Raw genomic sequence first — 14289 nt, forward strand, 5'->3', positions numbered from 1 at the left:
CTAAAATAAAAACGTTTTTATTGGATAACGAACATCAGTTTATACAACAACTTACGCATCCAGCTACAAAAGAAGCAGCCTACAAAGAACTCTTAACGTTGTATAAGGAGCGCTTATATTGGCATATTCGTCATATAGTAAAATCTCATGACGATGCAGATGATGTGTTACAAAATACGTTTATTAAGGTTTATAAAAACCTAGACAACTTTAAAGGAGATAGTAAATTATTTTCTTGGATGTATCGCATTGCAACCAATGAATCACTCACACATCTCAATAAAAATGCTAAGCGTCTAAAATTTTCTTCGGAAGAATTACAGCAAAACGTCATAAACAATCTTAAAGCAGATGTTTATTTTGAAGGTGATGATATTCAACTTAAATTACAAAAAGCTATTGCTACTTTACCAGAAAAACAACAAATCGTGTTTAATATGAGATATTTTCAAGATATTAAATACAAAGACATGTCAGATATTTTAGAGACAAGTGAAGGTGCATTGAAAGCATCATATCATATTGCAGCAAAAAAAATTGAAACCTATTTAAAGCAAGATTAAACTAATGTAAAACTTTTTAGTCTTATATATATGAAACATAAAAAATTAGATAATATTAACGCTTCAGGATTTAAAGTGCCTAAAGATTACTTTTCACAAGTTGAAGAGCAAATTCTAAATGATGTGCATTTAAAAAACAAAGTTAAAAATTCTGGTTTTGATGTTCCTGATTCTTATTTTGAAACATTAGAAGACCAAATCTTCGAAAGACTAGATATCAAGAGTGAAACAAAAATCATCCCATTGTTTAATTGGAAAAAAACACTTTATGTATCTGCCATAGCTGCATCTTTAGTGTTGATGTTTAATGTGTTTTATAATGCTTCGGAAGAATTAACTTTTAGCTCAATAGACACTGCATCCATTGAAGATTATTTAGCAGATGAAAATTACACAAGTTATGAATTATCTGAGCTTTTAACTTATGAAGAACTAAGCAATGATAATTTTATAGAAACTAAAATTACTCAAGAACAACTGGAAGACTATTTACTTAATAGCTCTAATCTAGAAGATCTCTTAATAGAATAACACATGAAAAAAACAATATTAACCCTTTTAGTCTGTATAATAACCTTAACATCTTATTCTCAAGATAAAGATAAGCGAGAGCGCTTTAAGGCTTTAAAAGTAGCCTTTATTACAGAGCGTTTAGAACTTAGTGAGACTGAGGCTCAAAAATTTTGGCCTATTTACAATGCTTATGACAAAGAAAAAGATATGCTGCGTCATACTGCTAGAGAAAAGCGACACAACTTAAAATTAGAATCTCTTACAGAAGCTGAAGCAAAAAAAGCACTTATAGATTATTTAGCTTTTGAAAAAGAACAACAAAATCTTAAAGCAGATTTAATTGAAAGCCTACTCACAGCTATACCTGCAAAAAAAATCATCTTGCTTAAAATTGCTGAAGATGAATTTAAGAAGCAAATGCTTGAAGAGTTTCAAAAACGAAAAGAAAAATACAAGAAAAATTAAACCTAAAATATAAAGAAGCCAATTTGGCTTCTTTTTTTATTTTTTAAATGAGAGTTTAGCAATACGCTTATTTCCTGCAGCATAAGCCACACTATCATTTAAAAACCTGATAGTATAAAAATCTTCATCACTTAAATGTGTCCAAGAGTTTCCAGCATCATTAGAGTAATCAATGCCTTTAAAACCAATAGCGACTAATTCTTTAGCATTAGAGTTTGGTACATATTGCACACAACTTCTATAACCTGGAGATTGGTTTTGAGCAACAAGTTGCCATGTTTTACCACCATCTTTGGTTCTTATTTTATTTGCTGAGCTATCTGCTGGTTTGGTATAATCTCCACCAATACCAAAACCATTATACTCATCATAAAAATCTATAGAATAAATACCTTCGGTCTCTTTATCTTTAACTATTGGTGTATTTACAGTTGTCCACGTAACTCCTTTATCATCTGAGTAATAGATTCTTCCTGCAGTGGTAGCGACCCAAGTTTTGTCTCCTACAATTGCAATATTAGTATCACTAGCAGCAAACGCACCTTCTCCTTCAATTCCTTTTGGTAATTGATCGCAAGTTAATTTAGTCCATGTGTTACCACCATCTCTTGTAATAATCACAGATAAACAACCCTCTGTACTATCACCAATAGCGATGCCTTCATCGTCGTTCCAGAATTCCATAGAATCATAGAATGCTTTTGGATGGTTTTCTCTATAAACTATTGGCCAAATCGAATCATTTACTGCAGTAAACATTGTAGCTGGACTACCAATAGCTAATGCAAAAAATTGTTTCTTAGTTTTAGCAACAGACCTAAAATTGGGTACAGAATCTTTAGAATAATTAAAATCATAAAAAATTTGACATTCTAAAGTTTCTGTATTTGTATAATCTAAACTTAAATATTTAGATGTATAAATAAAACCTACCTCACCATTTGAAGTGGCAAAAACAGCTGTATCTGCTTGATCAACCTCTAAAGCTCTCACATTTAAAGTAGAGTCTTGCATTAAGATTTTTATTTCTAGTGTAGGAATCTCATTAACAACAGGTTCATACTTAAATGTATTAGCTCTAAACAATCCGCAACTCCCTAAACCGATAAGAAGCATTGGTCCTAATAAAATTACAAGTATCTTTTTCATGATTTTCTAATTTCTATAAAAATAGAAAAGCTTCATGATATAATCACAAAGCTTTCAAATTATAAAATAAAGTATTTCAAATTATTATTTTTTATCCCTTAACAGACATTGATCCACTAACACCATGTAAACAACCCAAAACCTGATTACTTCCTGCATCTCCTGCATGGTAATGATAACCTCTAACATCGTCATAATGGCCATTACATTCATCTAAATCATTATAAGTCTTACCGTTTTTGTCCTGGTGTGCATAGATTCCAAAGCCATCCATTGCATAGCCAACCATTGCGGCATGTATATCTTTTTGTTCGATCTCTTTTGTAGAACCTGTTACTGCATGATAGTGATAGCCTGCATGAGGATTAACATGACCTCCTGCATCATCTAAAGGTGCAAGTGTATGAGCTGCAAGAATAGCGTGCGTTGGTGCTGGTGCTTCAAAATTAACTCCATTAAATGCAATACCAATTCCATTTCTACCTAAAGCATTTGAATTTTCTAAATACATAGGTTTTACTGGTATAACATAAGTTGATACTTTCTCTCTATAATAATCTGGCAAACATTCTACACAATAGTTTTGATATTCTTCATCAACATCTGGTTTAGCTGCACCTTCACATTCTTCTTGAGTTTTTGTAACTTTTACTGTACCATCTTCTCTAAACAGAGCCCATTCATCATCAGAATAAAACTCTTTTAGATTAGCAATAAAATGCCCATCTACATCATAGACTTTTCCATCGTTAAACCAAATACCTCCTAGATCTTTACCGTCTTCTATATGTGTTGGACACCAAGGTCCCATTGAATGCTCAAAAGGACGAGAAGCTGTTGTAATGATATAACAAAGCGCTTTGGTACCGTTTGGAAGTGTAAGTTCTTCTTTTGTTATATCTTCTAACATACTCTCCTTTATAAAAAGCGAAGGATCAACATTTACAGTAATTTCAAAATCTTTTTGAACGTTATTATTACTATTCGTATTTCCAGACGCTATTCTTTCTAGTCTAGGTGCACTTTCTAATTCTTCTTTAGTAAGAAAACCATCATCATTTTTATCTATTTTAGAAAAGTCATTTAACAACGGTCCATGTACCTCTGACTTTGATAATTTCTCGTCATTATTAGTATCCATCTCAGATAATAATCCTGCAACACTAGGTCTTTCTTCTTCAAACTCATTAGTATTATTATTTTCACTAGATTTTGTAACCTGTTTACAACTCACCATTATCATAGTACATATAAATGAGAGTAGAACTATTCTAAAAAATTTTGAATTATCCATATAAAAGTCTTTTAGGTTTTAGAAATTAAAATATCTTTTAATATTATTTTTAGTTAATTTTTTGCAATTTTCAATACTGAAATATTATTCACCACAACCATATATAACCCCTTAGAAAAAGAGGTAAAGTCAAGAGTTATTGCATTTTCGTTAGAGAAATTATTGTCATACAATAGCTGTCCTTGTAAATTATAAACTTCAACAGACTCAATTGCATAATTTGAATTTTCTATTTCAAGGTAGTTAGATGTTGGATTTGGATAATATTTTAATCCGCTATTAAAAAGCACCTCATCTACAGAAAGTGTTTCATTATTAAACCCAAAAGTTGGTGTTTGAATTACAAAATCTCCTGTACCATTAGGGTTTCTAGCATAAGCCATATCTGTAGTTTGCTCTCCAAATGTTATGTTTTGTAAAATGGTTCCATCTGCATACGATAAAATTGCTGTTTCACCACCAGAGGAGAATTTAAAATCTGCATGAAAATCACCTTGTTCTGGATCTTTATCACACCAAACAATTAAATAACTATCAGCATCTAAAGTTGTTCCAGCAGGAAATTGATAAACCAATGGATCTGTTGCATCATCAGATAAATACAAGTTATCCAAACTAATTGTTGCATCAGTTGTATTATACAATTCAATCCAATCTTCATATTCACCTTCTTCATCTGTTTCACCAGTATCGTTAGATGCTAAAATTTCATTAATTACTAAATCACCAACGTTTAATGTAGCGTAAGTGGCATCTATTGTATAAAATTCATATTCTGCTCTTGCAGGCGAAAATGCTCCAATATTATTATTTTCAGCATAAATATAATATTGCATATAAGCATCATTTATAGTTACCTCAACACCGTATATATTATCACCTGCTGCTCCATCATTATGTGCTCCATCATCAAACATTAAAACTTTTGTAAAAGGAACAGTTTCGTCTGTTCTATAACCTAAATACACATCATTTGTATCTGTAACATTAGCAGTCATTGTAATATTTTCACCAATAGTTGGTACTGCAATAGAAGACCCTAAATTAGTTATAGAAGGCTGCGTATTTGTAAAATCTGATTGCGCTAATAAGTATGAACTTCTTTCATTCATCAAATTAGTTAAACCAGAAGCTGTATTCATCCCTAAACTATAATCTGTATCTATATTTCCAGTAAATTGAGCGTCTGTATAAAACTTATTAGTATCTGCAGTAACAGCTGCTGAAATTATAGCCTGATAATCGTTAGCTAAAGTTAAGTAGTTTGAATTACTAATGTTCTCAGTTAAAATGGTTTTAAAATGTGCTAAATACATTCTTTTGTACTTAGGCACTGTCAACAACTTAGACACTAAAGGAAAATCGCTACTTGTATCATGCAATAAATGATCTAATTGCGCTTTTTGTGTAGTTGTATTTAGATTACCTCCTCCACCAGGACCAGGACCACCTCCACCTTCACCTGTCATAGCGAAAGTTCCGAAGGACATATTCAAATCCCACACTACAGGTTTAAATTGACCGTTATTGTCTTTATACAAATAGTAGTTTTGTTTAAATTGCCCAATATAGCTATCTAGATTCACCATAACATTATCAAATGCTAACATCCAAATTGCCATATCCACATCTAAAACAGTTTCGATATTTGTGATATCGTTGTTTAAAATATTCGTTAACTCTATTAAATCATTCCAATGAGCAACCGCAACTGCTGGGTCTGTGTCATCATCAGATTTAATTTCATAAGCATCATCATAACTCGCACTATTAGTTCCTAAATAAGCTAAATTTGGCAAATTAGTAGATTGAGGTCCTGCACCATCTGGCGGACTACAACTAAAAAAAGCATTGTCATTAGAGTTAAAGTGTTTGTTTACAAACTTTTTAGAGATAGACTCTGTGTTTGTATATAACCCAATTAAAGTCCCATTTACATAAACATTAGCATAGTTTGCTTGTGGTGCATCCATATACTGATTTACAATACTATAGGCAACAGTCTCTCTCACAAAAGAAGGATCAAACATCACATTTGCCAGCTTGATATCTGTATAACCTTGATAATCCTGATCTACATAAGTATCTAACTCTATATGAAATGGATTTTTTGTTTGATTCGCATTATAAGAACTGTTTCCTTTATACTTAACACCTACTTGGTTATAAATCGTTCCGTTAATCGTTACCGATTGAGCTTCTGTGTAATTATTATCTCCTGCTTTTTCTGCATCTAGAAGCGCATCCCAATTGCTTTGTGCAAAAACGATCTCAATAGTTTGAATCGTATTAACATCATATAAATCTTGGGAAAACAATTTTGAGATGGCAAGTAGAAAAAGTGAAATTGTAATTATTTTTTTCATTTGATTATTGGTTTTAATTATTTGCTTATTTCTTTAGATGCTCATTATTATAAAAACTTGTGGTAAGAATGGAAAAAAATAGAAAAGCTCCATGACATAATCATGAAGCTTTTCATAAAAATCAAAAACATACTATCAATCAATCTTTCTTTGAAGGGTTTTTACATCTGCTATTAATTGTTGAACAGCTGTTTTGTTTAACCCGTTGTAAATTCCTCTTATGTGTCTATTTTGGTCTATGAGTACAAAGTTTTCGGTATGAAGAAAGTCATCATCTGTTTTTTCAAGACCTAAATCTTCTTCAGCAAAATAAGATTGTCTACCTAAATCATAAATTTGTTTACGATCTCCTGTTACCAAATGCCATTTACTATTGATGATGCCTTTATTATCTGCGTATTGTTTTAGAGCTGGCACAGAATCAGTTTCTGGAGTTACCGAGTGTGACAACAACAAAATGTCTTTATCTTTTAAAAACTCATCTTGTAACACTTTCATATTTGCTGTCATTTTAGGACAAATGCCTGGACATGTTGTAAAAAAGAAATCTGCTATATAGATTTTATCCTCAAATGTTTTTTCAGTGACTGTCTCTCCTAATTGATTTGTTAAACGAAATGATGGAATCTTATGAAAATCATTAATTTCTTTAGATTCTCCATCTAACCAATTTGGTGTAAATGTAGCCTCAGCATAATACGGTAAGGTATCTACTCGACTACTTTTTTCGTTTTTTGGAGCCTCATTGCAAGACACCAAAATTAGAACCAATAAACAACTAATTATTCTGTACAATTTCATCTTCTAATTGAAAGCATAGACTCGCGCGTTTTAATCCAAAAATGCGTCCGTTTTTTGCTTCGTAGTTATTATAAATTTTTCCGTTATCTCTCCAAGCTTTTTGTAAACCTTCTTCTTTCCCATTAAGGATGGTCATTTGTTTAAACAAGTTTCCTGATTTATACCATTGCAATTGGATGCCATTAACGATACCATTATTATAGTTTGCTTCGGAACGTAATTTTCCGTTTTTCCACCAAGATCTTGCTCTACCTTCTCGAAGTCCGTTTTTATAAGTTGCTTCAAAACTTAGTGTTCCATCTTTAAACCATTTTCTGTAGAGTCCATGACGTTTGCCATTTTTATACTCGACGGTTTCGGCTTTTACCATTTCAGAATAAAACATTTCAGAAACACCCGTAAAGGGTTGATTATTATAAAACATCAACCCTAAATTTGGTTTCAACTCTAACGCACTCTTATTAATTATTATAAAATCTGTTGTATTTATTGCAGCTTCTGCAAGCTCCATAGGTTGCTGTGTTTCCTTTTGACAGGAAACAATGATCAACATACTTATACAAAAGAATGTATTATTGAATATTACTTGGAGTTCCTTGATAATCACCTGGGAATAAAATATAATATGCGTTTAAATATAATTCGTTTTGAATGTGGTAGTGATATTCTGATGCACCATCACTATGTTGTGTTGTACTTGTGTGACCTCCAGACGCATCTAAATCTGTTGGATATGTAGCTGTTGAGTTACATTTTCTTCCGTAGATAAAAAATCCGTCAGCAATAATCCCAATTAATTCCTCATCATCGTTAGACCACGCTTTAGTTTCTAAATGGTAATGATAACTTTGTGGACCTGTATGAGCTGCTGTATAATCTAAAGAACCTACTGCATTATCCAAAGGTACATTTGGTCCTTCTTCATCATTATAAATCATAGAACCAGAAATTGCAATACCAATTGCGCCTAAACCGGTTGAAGTAGAATTTGCAGCCAATTGAGGGTTTGCAGACACTGTCAATGTATATGAACCATTAAAATCGTCTATATTTCCTGGTGCCATTTGATCATATGATGTTACAGTAGGTTCTACCCATAAAGGATGGTTAGCATCTGAAACTGTTGTCATTGTATTGCCATTAGGACCAGTTATAGATCTTGAGACTGTATTAGACCAGTATGGTGATGTGTGATTTGGTAAACCGTTAGTTTCTATCACAACATTAGAACCGCTTAACATGATATCTGTGTTATCAGTATCGAATTCTGCAAAAGCTAAATGTAGCGTCGCTGGAATAGTTTCGTCACTTGTAGTAAAACTGAAAGATACTGTTGTATTTCCTCCATTACCATCTGAAGCTATAACAGTTCCTGAATATAATGTCAAAGCATCTAAACCAGAGAATGTATAAGTTTGAGTGGATAAATTAGCAGCTAATTCTGATCCATCTAAATTTACGGTATAAGTTACTATATCTCCATCATCATCTGTGGCTTGCGTCCAGTTTATAGTAGCTCCAGTTTCTGAAGTTGAACTCACAACAACTGCAAAAGTTGAAGGTGCTTGATTCTCTGTATCTCCATTACCAGAATCATCGTCACTTGAACACGCATAAAATGCTGTTGATAGTGATAAAATCACTAATAGAATTTTAAAATAGTTTTTCATTTATTATTATATTAATTAGTTATTGTTATATCTATAGATGTGGTTTTTAAAAAAAACTTGCGCAGGATTAAAAATTATTTTTTTCTACCTGGTCTTTGACCTTGTTGTCTTGGTGTATTTTTTAATTCTTCTTTTGTAAGGTACCCATCATTGTTAGCATCAACTTTTGAAAAATTATCAGCTAATGGTCCTTTGACTTCTTTTGGTGACAATTTACCATCGTTATTCTCATCCATTTGTTCAAATAGTTGATCAATATTTGGACGACCTCCTTGCTCTTGCTCTCCTCTTGGTGGACCTTGTTGTTCTTGTGAAACTTCACCCATTAAACAACGACTTACATAAGGGAACTCTGCAGTTACTAGATACATGTAATTTCCATTTAATGTAATTCCGTTGCACTCATCTAAATCTCCAGAACCTTCTACAAATTCAAAATCTGAACCATAAGTACCATCATGATGTCCTCCAACAGAAATATCTATGGTTTTATGAGTTGTATACGTACAATCTTCTCCTTCTCTGTCTCCATCTAACAACTTGTAGCTTGGTTTGTATTTTCCGCTTTTAGAGTAATACATAGGGAAACCATCATGAGCAAAACCAACATGAATTAAATCTTCTCCAGTATCAAATTTTTCAATTACAGAAGTTGGTGTACCATGATAATGATACGCTCCTGTTGGCTGAACATGTGCATGATTAAAATCTAATCCTAAATCAATCACGTCTTGAAAAGCTTCTACCCTATAATTTTCTCCTGTGTCACAAATAACGACCTCAGCTGTTCCTGGCTCAAACTTAATCCCGTTTAATGCGATTCCTGGTTCTCTAATCCATTGCGCTTGTCCTGTATATTTTGGAGTTACAGGAAACGTATAGGTTTTATTTTGAGCAAAAATAGTATTGGGATTCCCTGGGTTTGGAAAATCGCCAGTTTTATGATTTGGCAACGCGTTTGTTACCATCGTTCTAGTATTTCCTTTAACCGTTACAGTGGTTTTAGTGCCATAAACATTATCATTTAAAGCATATGACCCAAAATAGTCGTTATGACTGTGCGAAATTTCACCATCATGTGAATGCTCTTCATGACTATGCTCTGTTGTGTTTTTCTGACTATTGCAACTTAGCACTATTGTTAAAGCTACAAAACCAATAATATGTTTTAAATTTTTCATTTTACATCTTAGTTATTAAGTCTAATCTCTTTGTTTTCTTTTCTTATTATTCATTTTAGAATAAAAAGCTTTTAACTCTTCTAAATCAAGTTCATTATCCTTATTGGTATCAATATTTTCAAACTCTTTTAAAAGTTGTCGTTTATCCTTTGCTGCAACTTCTAATTCATTTAATGTGCCATCACCATTATCATCTACTTGCTTAATTATTTTTTCTGCGGAAATTTCTTTTGGTTTTCTATTATTTAATGAAGCATCAAGTTCTTCATAATCAACAAAACCGTCTGCATTAGCATCAATTTCATCAAAATCTTCTGAAATTTTCCCTCGTTTATCTTGTGAGGCCTCGTCTTTATCAATTTTATTATCATTATTTGTATCTAATAATTCCATGATTTTAGAAACGCTCGGTTTTTCTCTTTGAGATCTATCTTGTCCGCCTCTTCCTCCTTGTCCACCTCCTGGAGGTCCTTGTGCAAAAAGACCGAAGCATAGTAGCATTGAAAAAATAGTGATTGAAGTTTTTAAGTTATTATTTTTCATTGTTTTGTGTTTCATCTTTAGATGTGTTATTATTTAAAAACTTGTTGTTTGTTTTTTATTTTTTCAATATTTCTACAATTAACTCCCTAACTCCTTGTTTAGTTTTTCTGCCATAATTTGTGTTTTCTCTTTCAAACTTTTGGCAATTGCTAATTGAGTTTCGGTTTGCAAAAGTCTATCTACTAAAGCATTTTGGTAGTCTCTACTATTAAGCAGCTCCTCATAATTTGATTCTTCTAAAAAATTTTGAATTCTCTTATATTCCAAATCACGACCTGAAAGAATATCAATTAATGACACATGTTTTTCTATTGCTGGCTGCAATCTATTAATTACGATATCTTTAATTTTTGTCTCTTGAGTTTCAAAATTATCTAATTCATTTGGGTAAGATGCAATCAAGTCTTTTAACAGAACGCTTTCTATAAATTCAAATTTGTTAGTGCTGTTAATTGAATTAATTGCTCCATTATGCAATTGTATTGGTTTATAATTAACGTTAACAATGCCTACTTTAATTTTATCAGTAAATTCCTCAGGCATCAAACCAATACTTTTAATCGTTGTTCGTATGGTTTTCAAGTTGTTAGTGTAATTAACTATTGAAGAGTCTAAAACTTTTGAATTTGCATCTAATTCTTGTATTAAGGTTTGATATATTTTTAATTCAACTATTTTATTTTTTCTAATTTCATTTAAACTATTAATCTTCCAAGCAATCAAGATTCCAATCACAATTAAAAGAATTTCACCAAAAGCATATATACAATAGCTTTTAGTTTTTCCTGAAGCTAGTAATGTTCTTCTAATTTTTCTGAATATTTTCATACTTAACAACATTTAAAGCATTTAATGCTTCTATTCTGATTAAAAAAAAAGCTTTGCAATCGCTCACGAAGCCTTTAATTACTAACCAATCAAAAAAAACTTCTTTTTATTAATTTAAATAATCACTTACTTCAGCTGCACGAGAGACAACGTGCGAGTTTAATTCGCTTACAGCAATTTGAAATTCTGAACTATTATTTAAAAAGGTATAACCATCAATTTCGGATGTTGCATAAGGTTCTATTAAAGACGAATATGTGGCAAATAAAGACTGAATTGTACTAACATTAAATGTATCATCCACCACGTCTTGAACATACAAATCGTATTGTGTTTTGTATACCTCATCTTGATACACATGTCCTATTAAAGGCCATTCCGTAGCATTTAACCCAGAAAAATCTAAAGGAAGTGATCCACCCATTTTCCCTAGTTGTAATGCTTCATTATTATCCCAAGGAATCCAAGTTAACTTGCTCGTTTCAGGATTATTATATAGAAAATAATTATGCGTCATTTTACCATAGGTATCCCAATTTTGAATTACTGTGTTTACAGCTAAATATTTTAAAAACACATCTGTATCTAAAACAGCATCTAAACTTGTTCTCCAAGCTGCAGCATCTGTTATTCTTGTTTCGTCATTAATAATTGCTAATAAATTAGACACATCACTAAAATCTGCCTCATCTTCATTCGTTTTCTTTACGTATTCATCTTCATCATAAGTACCTGCTGCAAAACTTGCTGCATCTCCATCTGGCTTGTATAAATTACCATCGTCACTTGAAAACTGTTCGTCTATTACTGTATCATCAACTTCTTCTACTAAAGTATATAAACCAAAATATTGAGGTCCATCACCATGATCAACATATAATGTATAAAAAGCGGTATGAGAAGCTGCTAATCCTGCATTTCTAAATACATCTGTCGCTACTTTTTCGCGTAACATTGATTTATCGTCAAAATTATTTTTAAGACTTAATTTTTTAAAACCGTAAAAACGCTGATTATCTATTTGAGGGTAATCATCTTCAAACTCATCAAAATCTAATTTGAATGATAATTTTAAAATCCCATTTTGCCAACTTGTTTGTAAACTAGAATTTCCTTTAAAACGCACACCTACTCTGTACCATTCTACTCCATTATAAAACACTTCTGCAGGCACAAAAATCGGGTTATCGTCAGTTTCTGTTAATCCGCCAGGTTGTCCACCAACTCCAAATGTTCCATATAACTCAGTCATATCATCTAGCATATTTTGCCAACGTGCTTCTGTTATAACTATATCGAGTCTTTTTACTGCATTATCTTCAAAGACTTCATCAAAATTTGGATCTGCATCTTTACTGTGTGTTTCCGAAGTCCAATCTGTAGCTTCAAAGTCTGTGTCAAGAATTTCTTCAATTTCGTCTTCAGTGGTAATAGAATCATCATCATTTGCACATGCATTAAAAGTTAATAATGATGTACCAAAAACTAGTAGGATAAAAAATGTATTGATGTTGTTTTTAATTGTTTTCATATTGAAATTTTTATTTTAATAATCAATGCTATTCGTGAGTTGTATTATTTTGAAACATTTGCTAATTAAAAGCTTCATGATTTCTCACAAAGCCTTTAACAAACAAACTATCAACCAATCAATCAAATTTTATTTATTTCTTTTTTTACGTTCTGGCTTTGGAGCATCCTTCAGTTCTTTTTCTGAAATAAAACCATCTTCATTTGTGTCTATCTCAGTAAAACTATCTTTAAGAGGTCCTTTAACTTCATCTTTTGCAAGCTTACCATCTTCGTTTTTATCCATCTCTTTTAATAACTGCTCAAAAGTTGGAGGTTCTTTTCTTTCTTGACGACCTTGTTGCCCAAAAGAATAATTTGACATAAATAATCCTAAACCAAATATTAATACTACTGTTTTTAATGTGTTACTTTTCATCTTCTTAAATTTTATGTTATATACTTTTAGATGTTATAAAAAGAAAGAACTTGTGGTCATCTTTGTTAAATAAAACACAAAAAAAGACCTTCATTTTTTGAAGGTCTTTTTAAATTTTAAAGAATATATAATTCTATTATTAAGGTCTTGGCGGCATTTCTGGTCCTCTATCATTAAACTCTCTTGCCTTCTTAATTATTGCACTAAATTGTTCTTTCTGTTCTTCATCGCAGAGCTCATATATACTTCTCAATCTAGAAAACAACTCTTTCTCTTTCTGTTGTTCTTTTTCAGAAATCACAACAATTAAACTATCAACAGTAGATTGGCTTATAGAGGTTTCGGTGATTTTTTTGAATAACGCGTCTTTAACCACTTTTATATCATCGCCAACACCTCTCATTTTATTATGATGCTTTGTTTCTAATTCTTCAAATTGTAGCAACTGAGTAGCGTTGAAACCTAATTCTTTTACAATAAAATGCCCAGATTCTTTTGGTCCTTTATGACCAGGTCTTCCTAAATAATTAAATAAGAAAAACCCATTCATTATAATTAGAACAATAAGTAAGAGGTATAAAATGTTATTTCTTTTCATAATTAATTTAATATTGAGGATTCAGTACTTGTAGATAATCCATAAGACTCTGCAAAATTGCTCACATTGGTATCGTAAGTTGTTTCTTGTATATTATTAAATGCCATAAAATTTAAAACGACAACACAAACTAAGGTAGCCATTTGTAATTTTGGTGTAAACCATGACCAAGTTGCATCCTGAATGTCTTCAGAAGCATTACGAATTCTATGCATGACATTTTCCTTAAAAAAAGGAGACACCTTAACTTCACTTATGGACTCAATAGAATCTAAAGTAGCTTTCACTTTTTTATTCATTTCATCATTTGTTTTCATGTGTTTATGTTTATTGTTTTTTTATGGACACATGCTGTTCGCTATTAATCATT

At 31.6% G+C, this 14289-nt stretch carries 16 protein-coding genes; 3 read left to right on the forward strand and 13 right to left on the reverse strand.

The window, feature by feature from the left end:
- The first annotated feature begins 20 nt into the window (after window positions 1-20).
- The 3 genes from WNY78_RS05035 to WNY78_RS05045 are packed head-to-tail and all read left to right on the forward strand — an operon-like array spanning window position 21 to window position 1541.
- Window positions 21-563, forward strand: a complete 543-nt coding sequence (locus WNY78_RS05035; RefSeq protein WP_342872096.1) for an RNA polymerase sigma factor — start codon at window positions 21-23, stop codon at window positions 561-563.
- Between the two features lie 30 nt (window positions 564-593).
- A complete protein-coding gene (locus WNY78_RS05040) occupies window positions 594-1094 on the forward strand; it encodes a hypothetical protein (protein WP_342872097.1) in 501 nt (166 codons plus the stop codon).
- A 3-nt stretch (window positions 1095-1097) separates the two neighbouring features.
- Window positions 1098-1541, forward strand: a complete 444-nt coding sequence (locus WNY78_RS05045; RefSeq protein ID WP_342872098.1) for a hypothetical protein — start codon at window positions 1098-1100, stop codon at window positions 1539-1541.
- A gap of 36 nt (window positions 1542-1577) precedes the next feature.
- Here WNY78_RS05045 and WNY78_RS05050 read toward each other — a convergent pair whose 3' ends face one another.
- The 13 genes from WNY78_RS05050 to WNY78_RS05110 all read right to left on the reverse strand — a co-directional run bounded on the left by WNY78_RS05050 (window position 1578) and on the right by WNY78_RS05110 (window position 14236).
- On the reverse strand, window positions 1578-2690 hold the full coding sequence (locus tag WNY78_RS05050; RefSeq protein ID WP_342872099.1) for an oxidoreductase: 1113 nt from the start codon (window positions 2688-2690) through the stop codon (window positions 1578-1580).
- 91 nt (window positions 2691-2781) lie between these two features.
- Window positions 2782-3984, reverse strand: coding sequence for a YHYH protein (locus tag WNY78_RS05055; RefSeq protein ID WP_342872100.1), 1203 nt, complete (start codon window positions 3982-3984; stop codon window positions 2782-2784).
- Window positions 3985-4037: 53 nt separating this feature from the next.
- Window positions 4038-6350, reverse strand: coding sequence for a CotH kinase family protein (locus WNY78_RS05060; RefSeq protein ID WP_342872101.1), 2313 nt, complete (start codon window positions 6348-6350; stop codon window positions 4038-4040).
- A gap of 135 nt (window positions 6351-6485) precedes the next feature.
- A complete protein-coding gene (locus tag WNY78_RS05065) occupies window positions 6486-7151 on the reverse strand; it encodes an SCO family protein (RefSeq protein WP_342872102.1) in 666 nt (221 codons plus the stop codon).
- Window positions 7129-7662, reverse strand: a complete 534-nt coding sequence (locus WNY78_RS05070; protein ID WP_342872103.1) for a toxin-antitoxin system YwqK family antitoxin — start codon at window positions 7660-7662, stop codon at window positions 7129-7131. The genes WNY78_RS05065 and WNY78_RS05070 overlap by 23 nt, the downstream gene beginning before the upstream one ends.
- A 61-nt stretch (window positions 7663-7723) precedes the next feature.
- The gene (locus tag WNY78_RS05075) at window positions 7724-8821 is read right to left on the reverse strand and encodes a YHYH protein (RefSeq protein ID WP_342872104.1); all 1098 of its coding nucleotides are present in this window, start codon (window positions 8819-8821) and stop codon (window positions 7724-7726) included.
- Between the two features lie 74 nt (window positions 8822-8895).
- Window positions 8896-10002 carry a YHYH protein gene (locus WNY78_RS05080; protein WP_342872105.1) on the reverse strand — a complete coding sequence of 369 codons (1107 nt, stop codon included), beginning with the start codon at window positions 10000-10002 and terminating at the stop codon, window positions 8896-8898.
- Between the two features lie 21 nt (window positions 10003-10023).
- Window positions 10024-10560, reverse strand: a complete 537-nt coding sequence (locus WNY78_RS05085) for an EF-hand domain-containing protein (RefSeq protein WP_342872106.1) — start codon at window positions 10558-10560, stop codon at window positions 10024-10026.
- Between the two features lie 63 nt (window positions 10561-10623).
- Complete coding sequence (locus WNY78_RS05090) at window positions 10624-11373, reverse strand: hypothetical protein (protein ID WP_342872107.1); 750 nt, start codon at window positions 11371-11373, stop codon at window positions 10624-10626.
- A gap of 109 nt (window positions 11374-11482) precedes the next feature.
- Window positions 11483-12904, reverse strand: coding sequence for a CotH kinase family protein (locus tag WNY78_RS05095; protein ID WP_342872108.1), 1422 nt, complete (start codon window positions 12902-12904; stop codon window positions 11483-11485).
- 129 nt (window positions 12905-13033) lie between these two features.
- Window positions 13034-13321 (reverse strand): EF-hand domain-containing protein, encoded by a 288-nt coding sequence (locus tag WNY78_RS05100; RefSeq protein ID WP_342872109.1) that lies wholly within the window; start codon window positions 13319-13321, stop codon window positions 13034-13036.
- Between the two features lie 139 nt (window positions 13322-13460).
- Window positions 13461-13919, reverse strand: coding sequence for a hypothetical protein (locus tag WNY78_RS05105; protein WP_342872110.1), 459 nt, complete (start codon window positions 13917-13919; stop codon window positions 13461-13463).
- Between the two features lie 2 nt (window positions 13920-13921).
- Entirely contained in the window at window positions 13922-14236 is a 315-nt protein-coding gene (locus tag WNY78_RS05110) for a hypothetical protein (RefSeq protein WP_342872111.1), read from the reverse strand.
- Window positions 14237-14289: the final 53 nt, after the last annotated feature.

Source organism: Psychroserpens sp. AS72 (assembly GCF_038900375.1).
In the GTDB taxonomy this organism is placed as follows: Bacteria; Bacteroidota; Bacteroidia; order Flavobacteriales; family Flavobacteriaceae; genus Psychroserpens.

Bases quoted from the DNA above. Each gene is read 5' to 3' on its own strand.
- WNY78_RS05090 (WP_342872107.1), bottom strand. From the start codon at position 11,373: ATGAAAATATTCAGAAAAATTAGAAGAACATTACTAGCTTCAGGAAAA.
- WNY78_RS05080 (WP_342872105.1), bottom strand. From the start codon at position 10,002: ATGAAAAATTTAAAACATATTATTGGTTTTGTAGCTTTAACAATAGTG.
- WNY78_RS05075 (WP_342872104.1), bottom strand. From the start codon at position 8,821: ATGAAAAACTATTTTAAAATTCTATTAGTGATTTTATCACTATCAACA.
- WNY78_RS05095 (WP_342872108.1), bottom strand. From the start codon at position 12,904: ATGAAAACAATTAAAAACAACATCAATACATTTTTTATCCTACTAGTT.
- WNY78_RS05110 (WP_342872111.1), bottom strand. From the start codon at position 14,236: ATGAAAACAAATGATGAAATGAATAAAAAAGTGAAAGCTACTTTAGAT.
- WNY78_RS05045 (WP_342872098.1), top strand. From the start codon at position 1,098: ATGAAAAAAACAATATTAACCCTTTTAGTCTGTATAATAACCTTAACA.
- WNY78_RS05060 (WP_342872101.1), bottom strand. From the start codon at position 6,350: ATGAAAAAAATAATTACAATTTCACTTTTTCTACTTGCCATCTCAAAA.
- WNY78_RS05050 (WP_342872099.1), bottom strand. From the start codon at position 2,690: ATGAAAAAGATACTTGTAATTTTATTAGGACCAATGCTTCTTATCGGT.
- WNY78_RS05105 (WP_342872110.1), bottom strand. From the start codon at position 13,919: ATGAAAAGAAATAACATTTTATACCTCTTACTTATTGTTCTAATTATA.
- WNY78_RS05070 (WP_342872103.1), bottom strand. From the start codon at position 7,662: ATGGAGCTTGCAGAAGCTGCAATAAATACAACAGATTTTATAATAATT.
- WNY78_RS05040 (WP_342872097.1), top strand. From the start codon at position 594: ATGAAACATAAAAAATTAGATAATATTAACGCTTCAGGATTTAAAGTG.
- WNY78_RS05085 (WP_342872106.1), bottom strand. From the start codon at position 10,560: ATGAAACACAAAACAATGAAAAATAATAACTTAAAAACTTCAATCACT.
- WNY78_RS05055 (WP_342872100.1), bottom strand. From the start codon at position 3,984: ATGGATAATTCAAAATTTTTTAGAATAGTTCTACTCTCATTTATATGT.
- WNY78_RS05100 (WP_342872109.1), bottom strand. From the start codon at position 13,321: ATGAAAAGTAACACATTAAAAACAGTAGTATTAATATTTGGTTTAGGA.
- WNY78_RS05065 (WP_342872102.1), bottom strand. From the start codon at position 7,151: ATGAAATTGTACAGAATAATTAGTTGTTTATTGGTTCTAATTTTGGTG.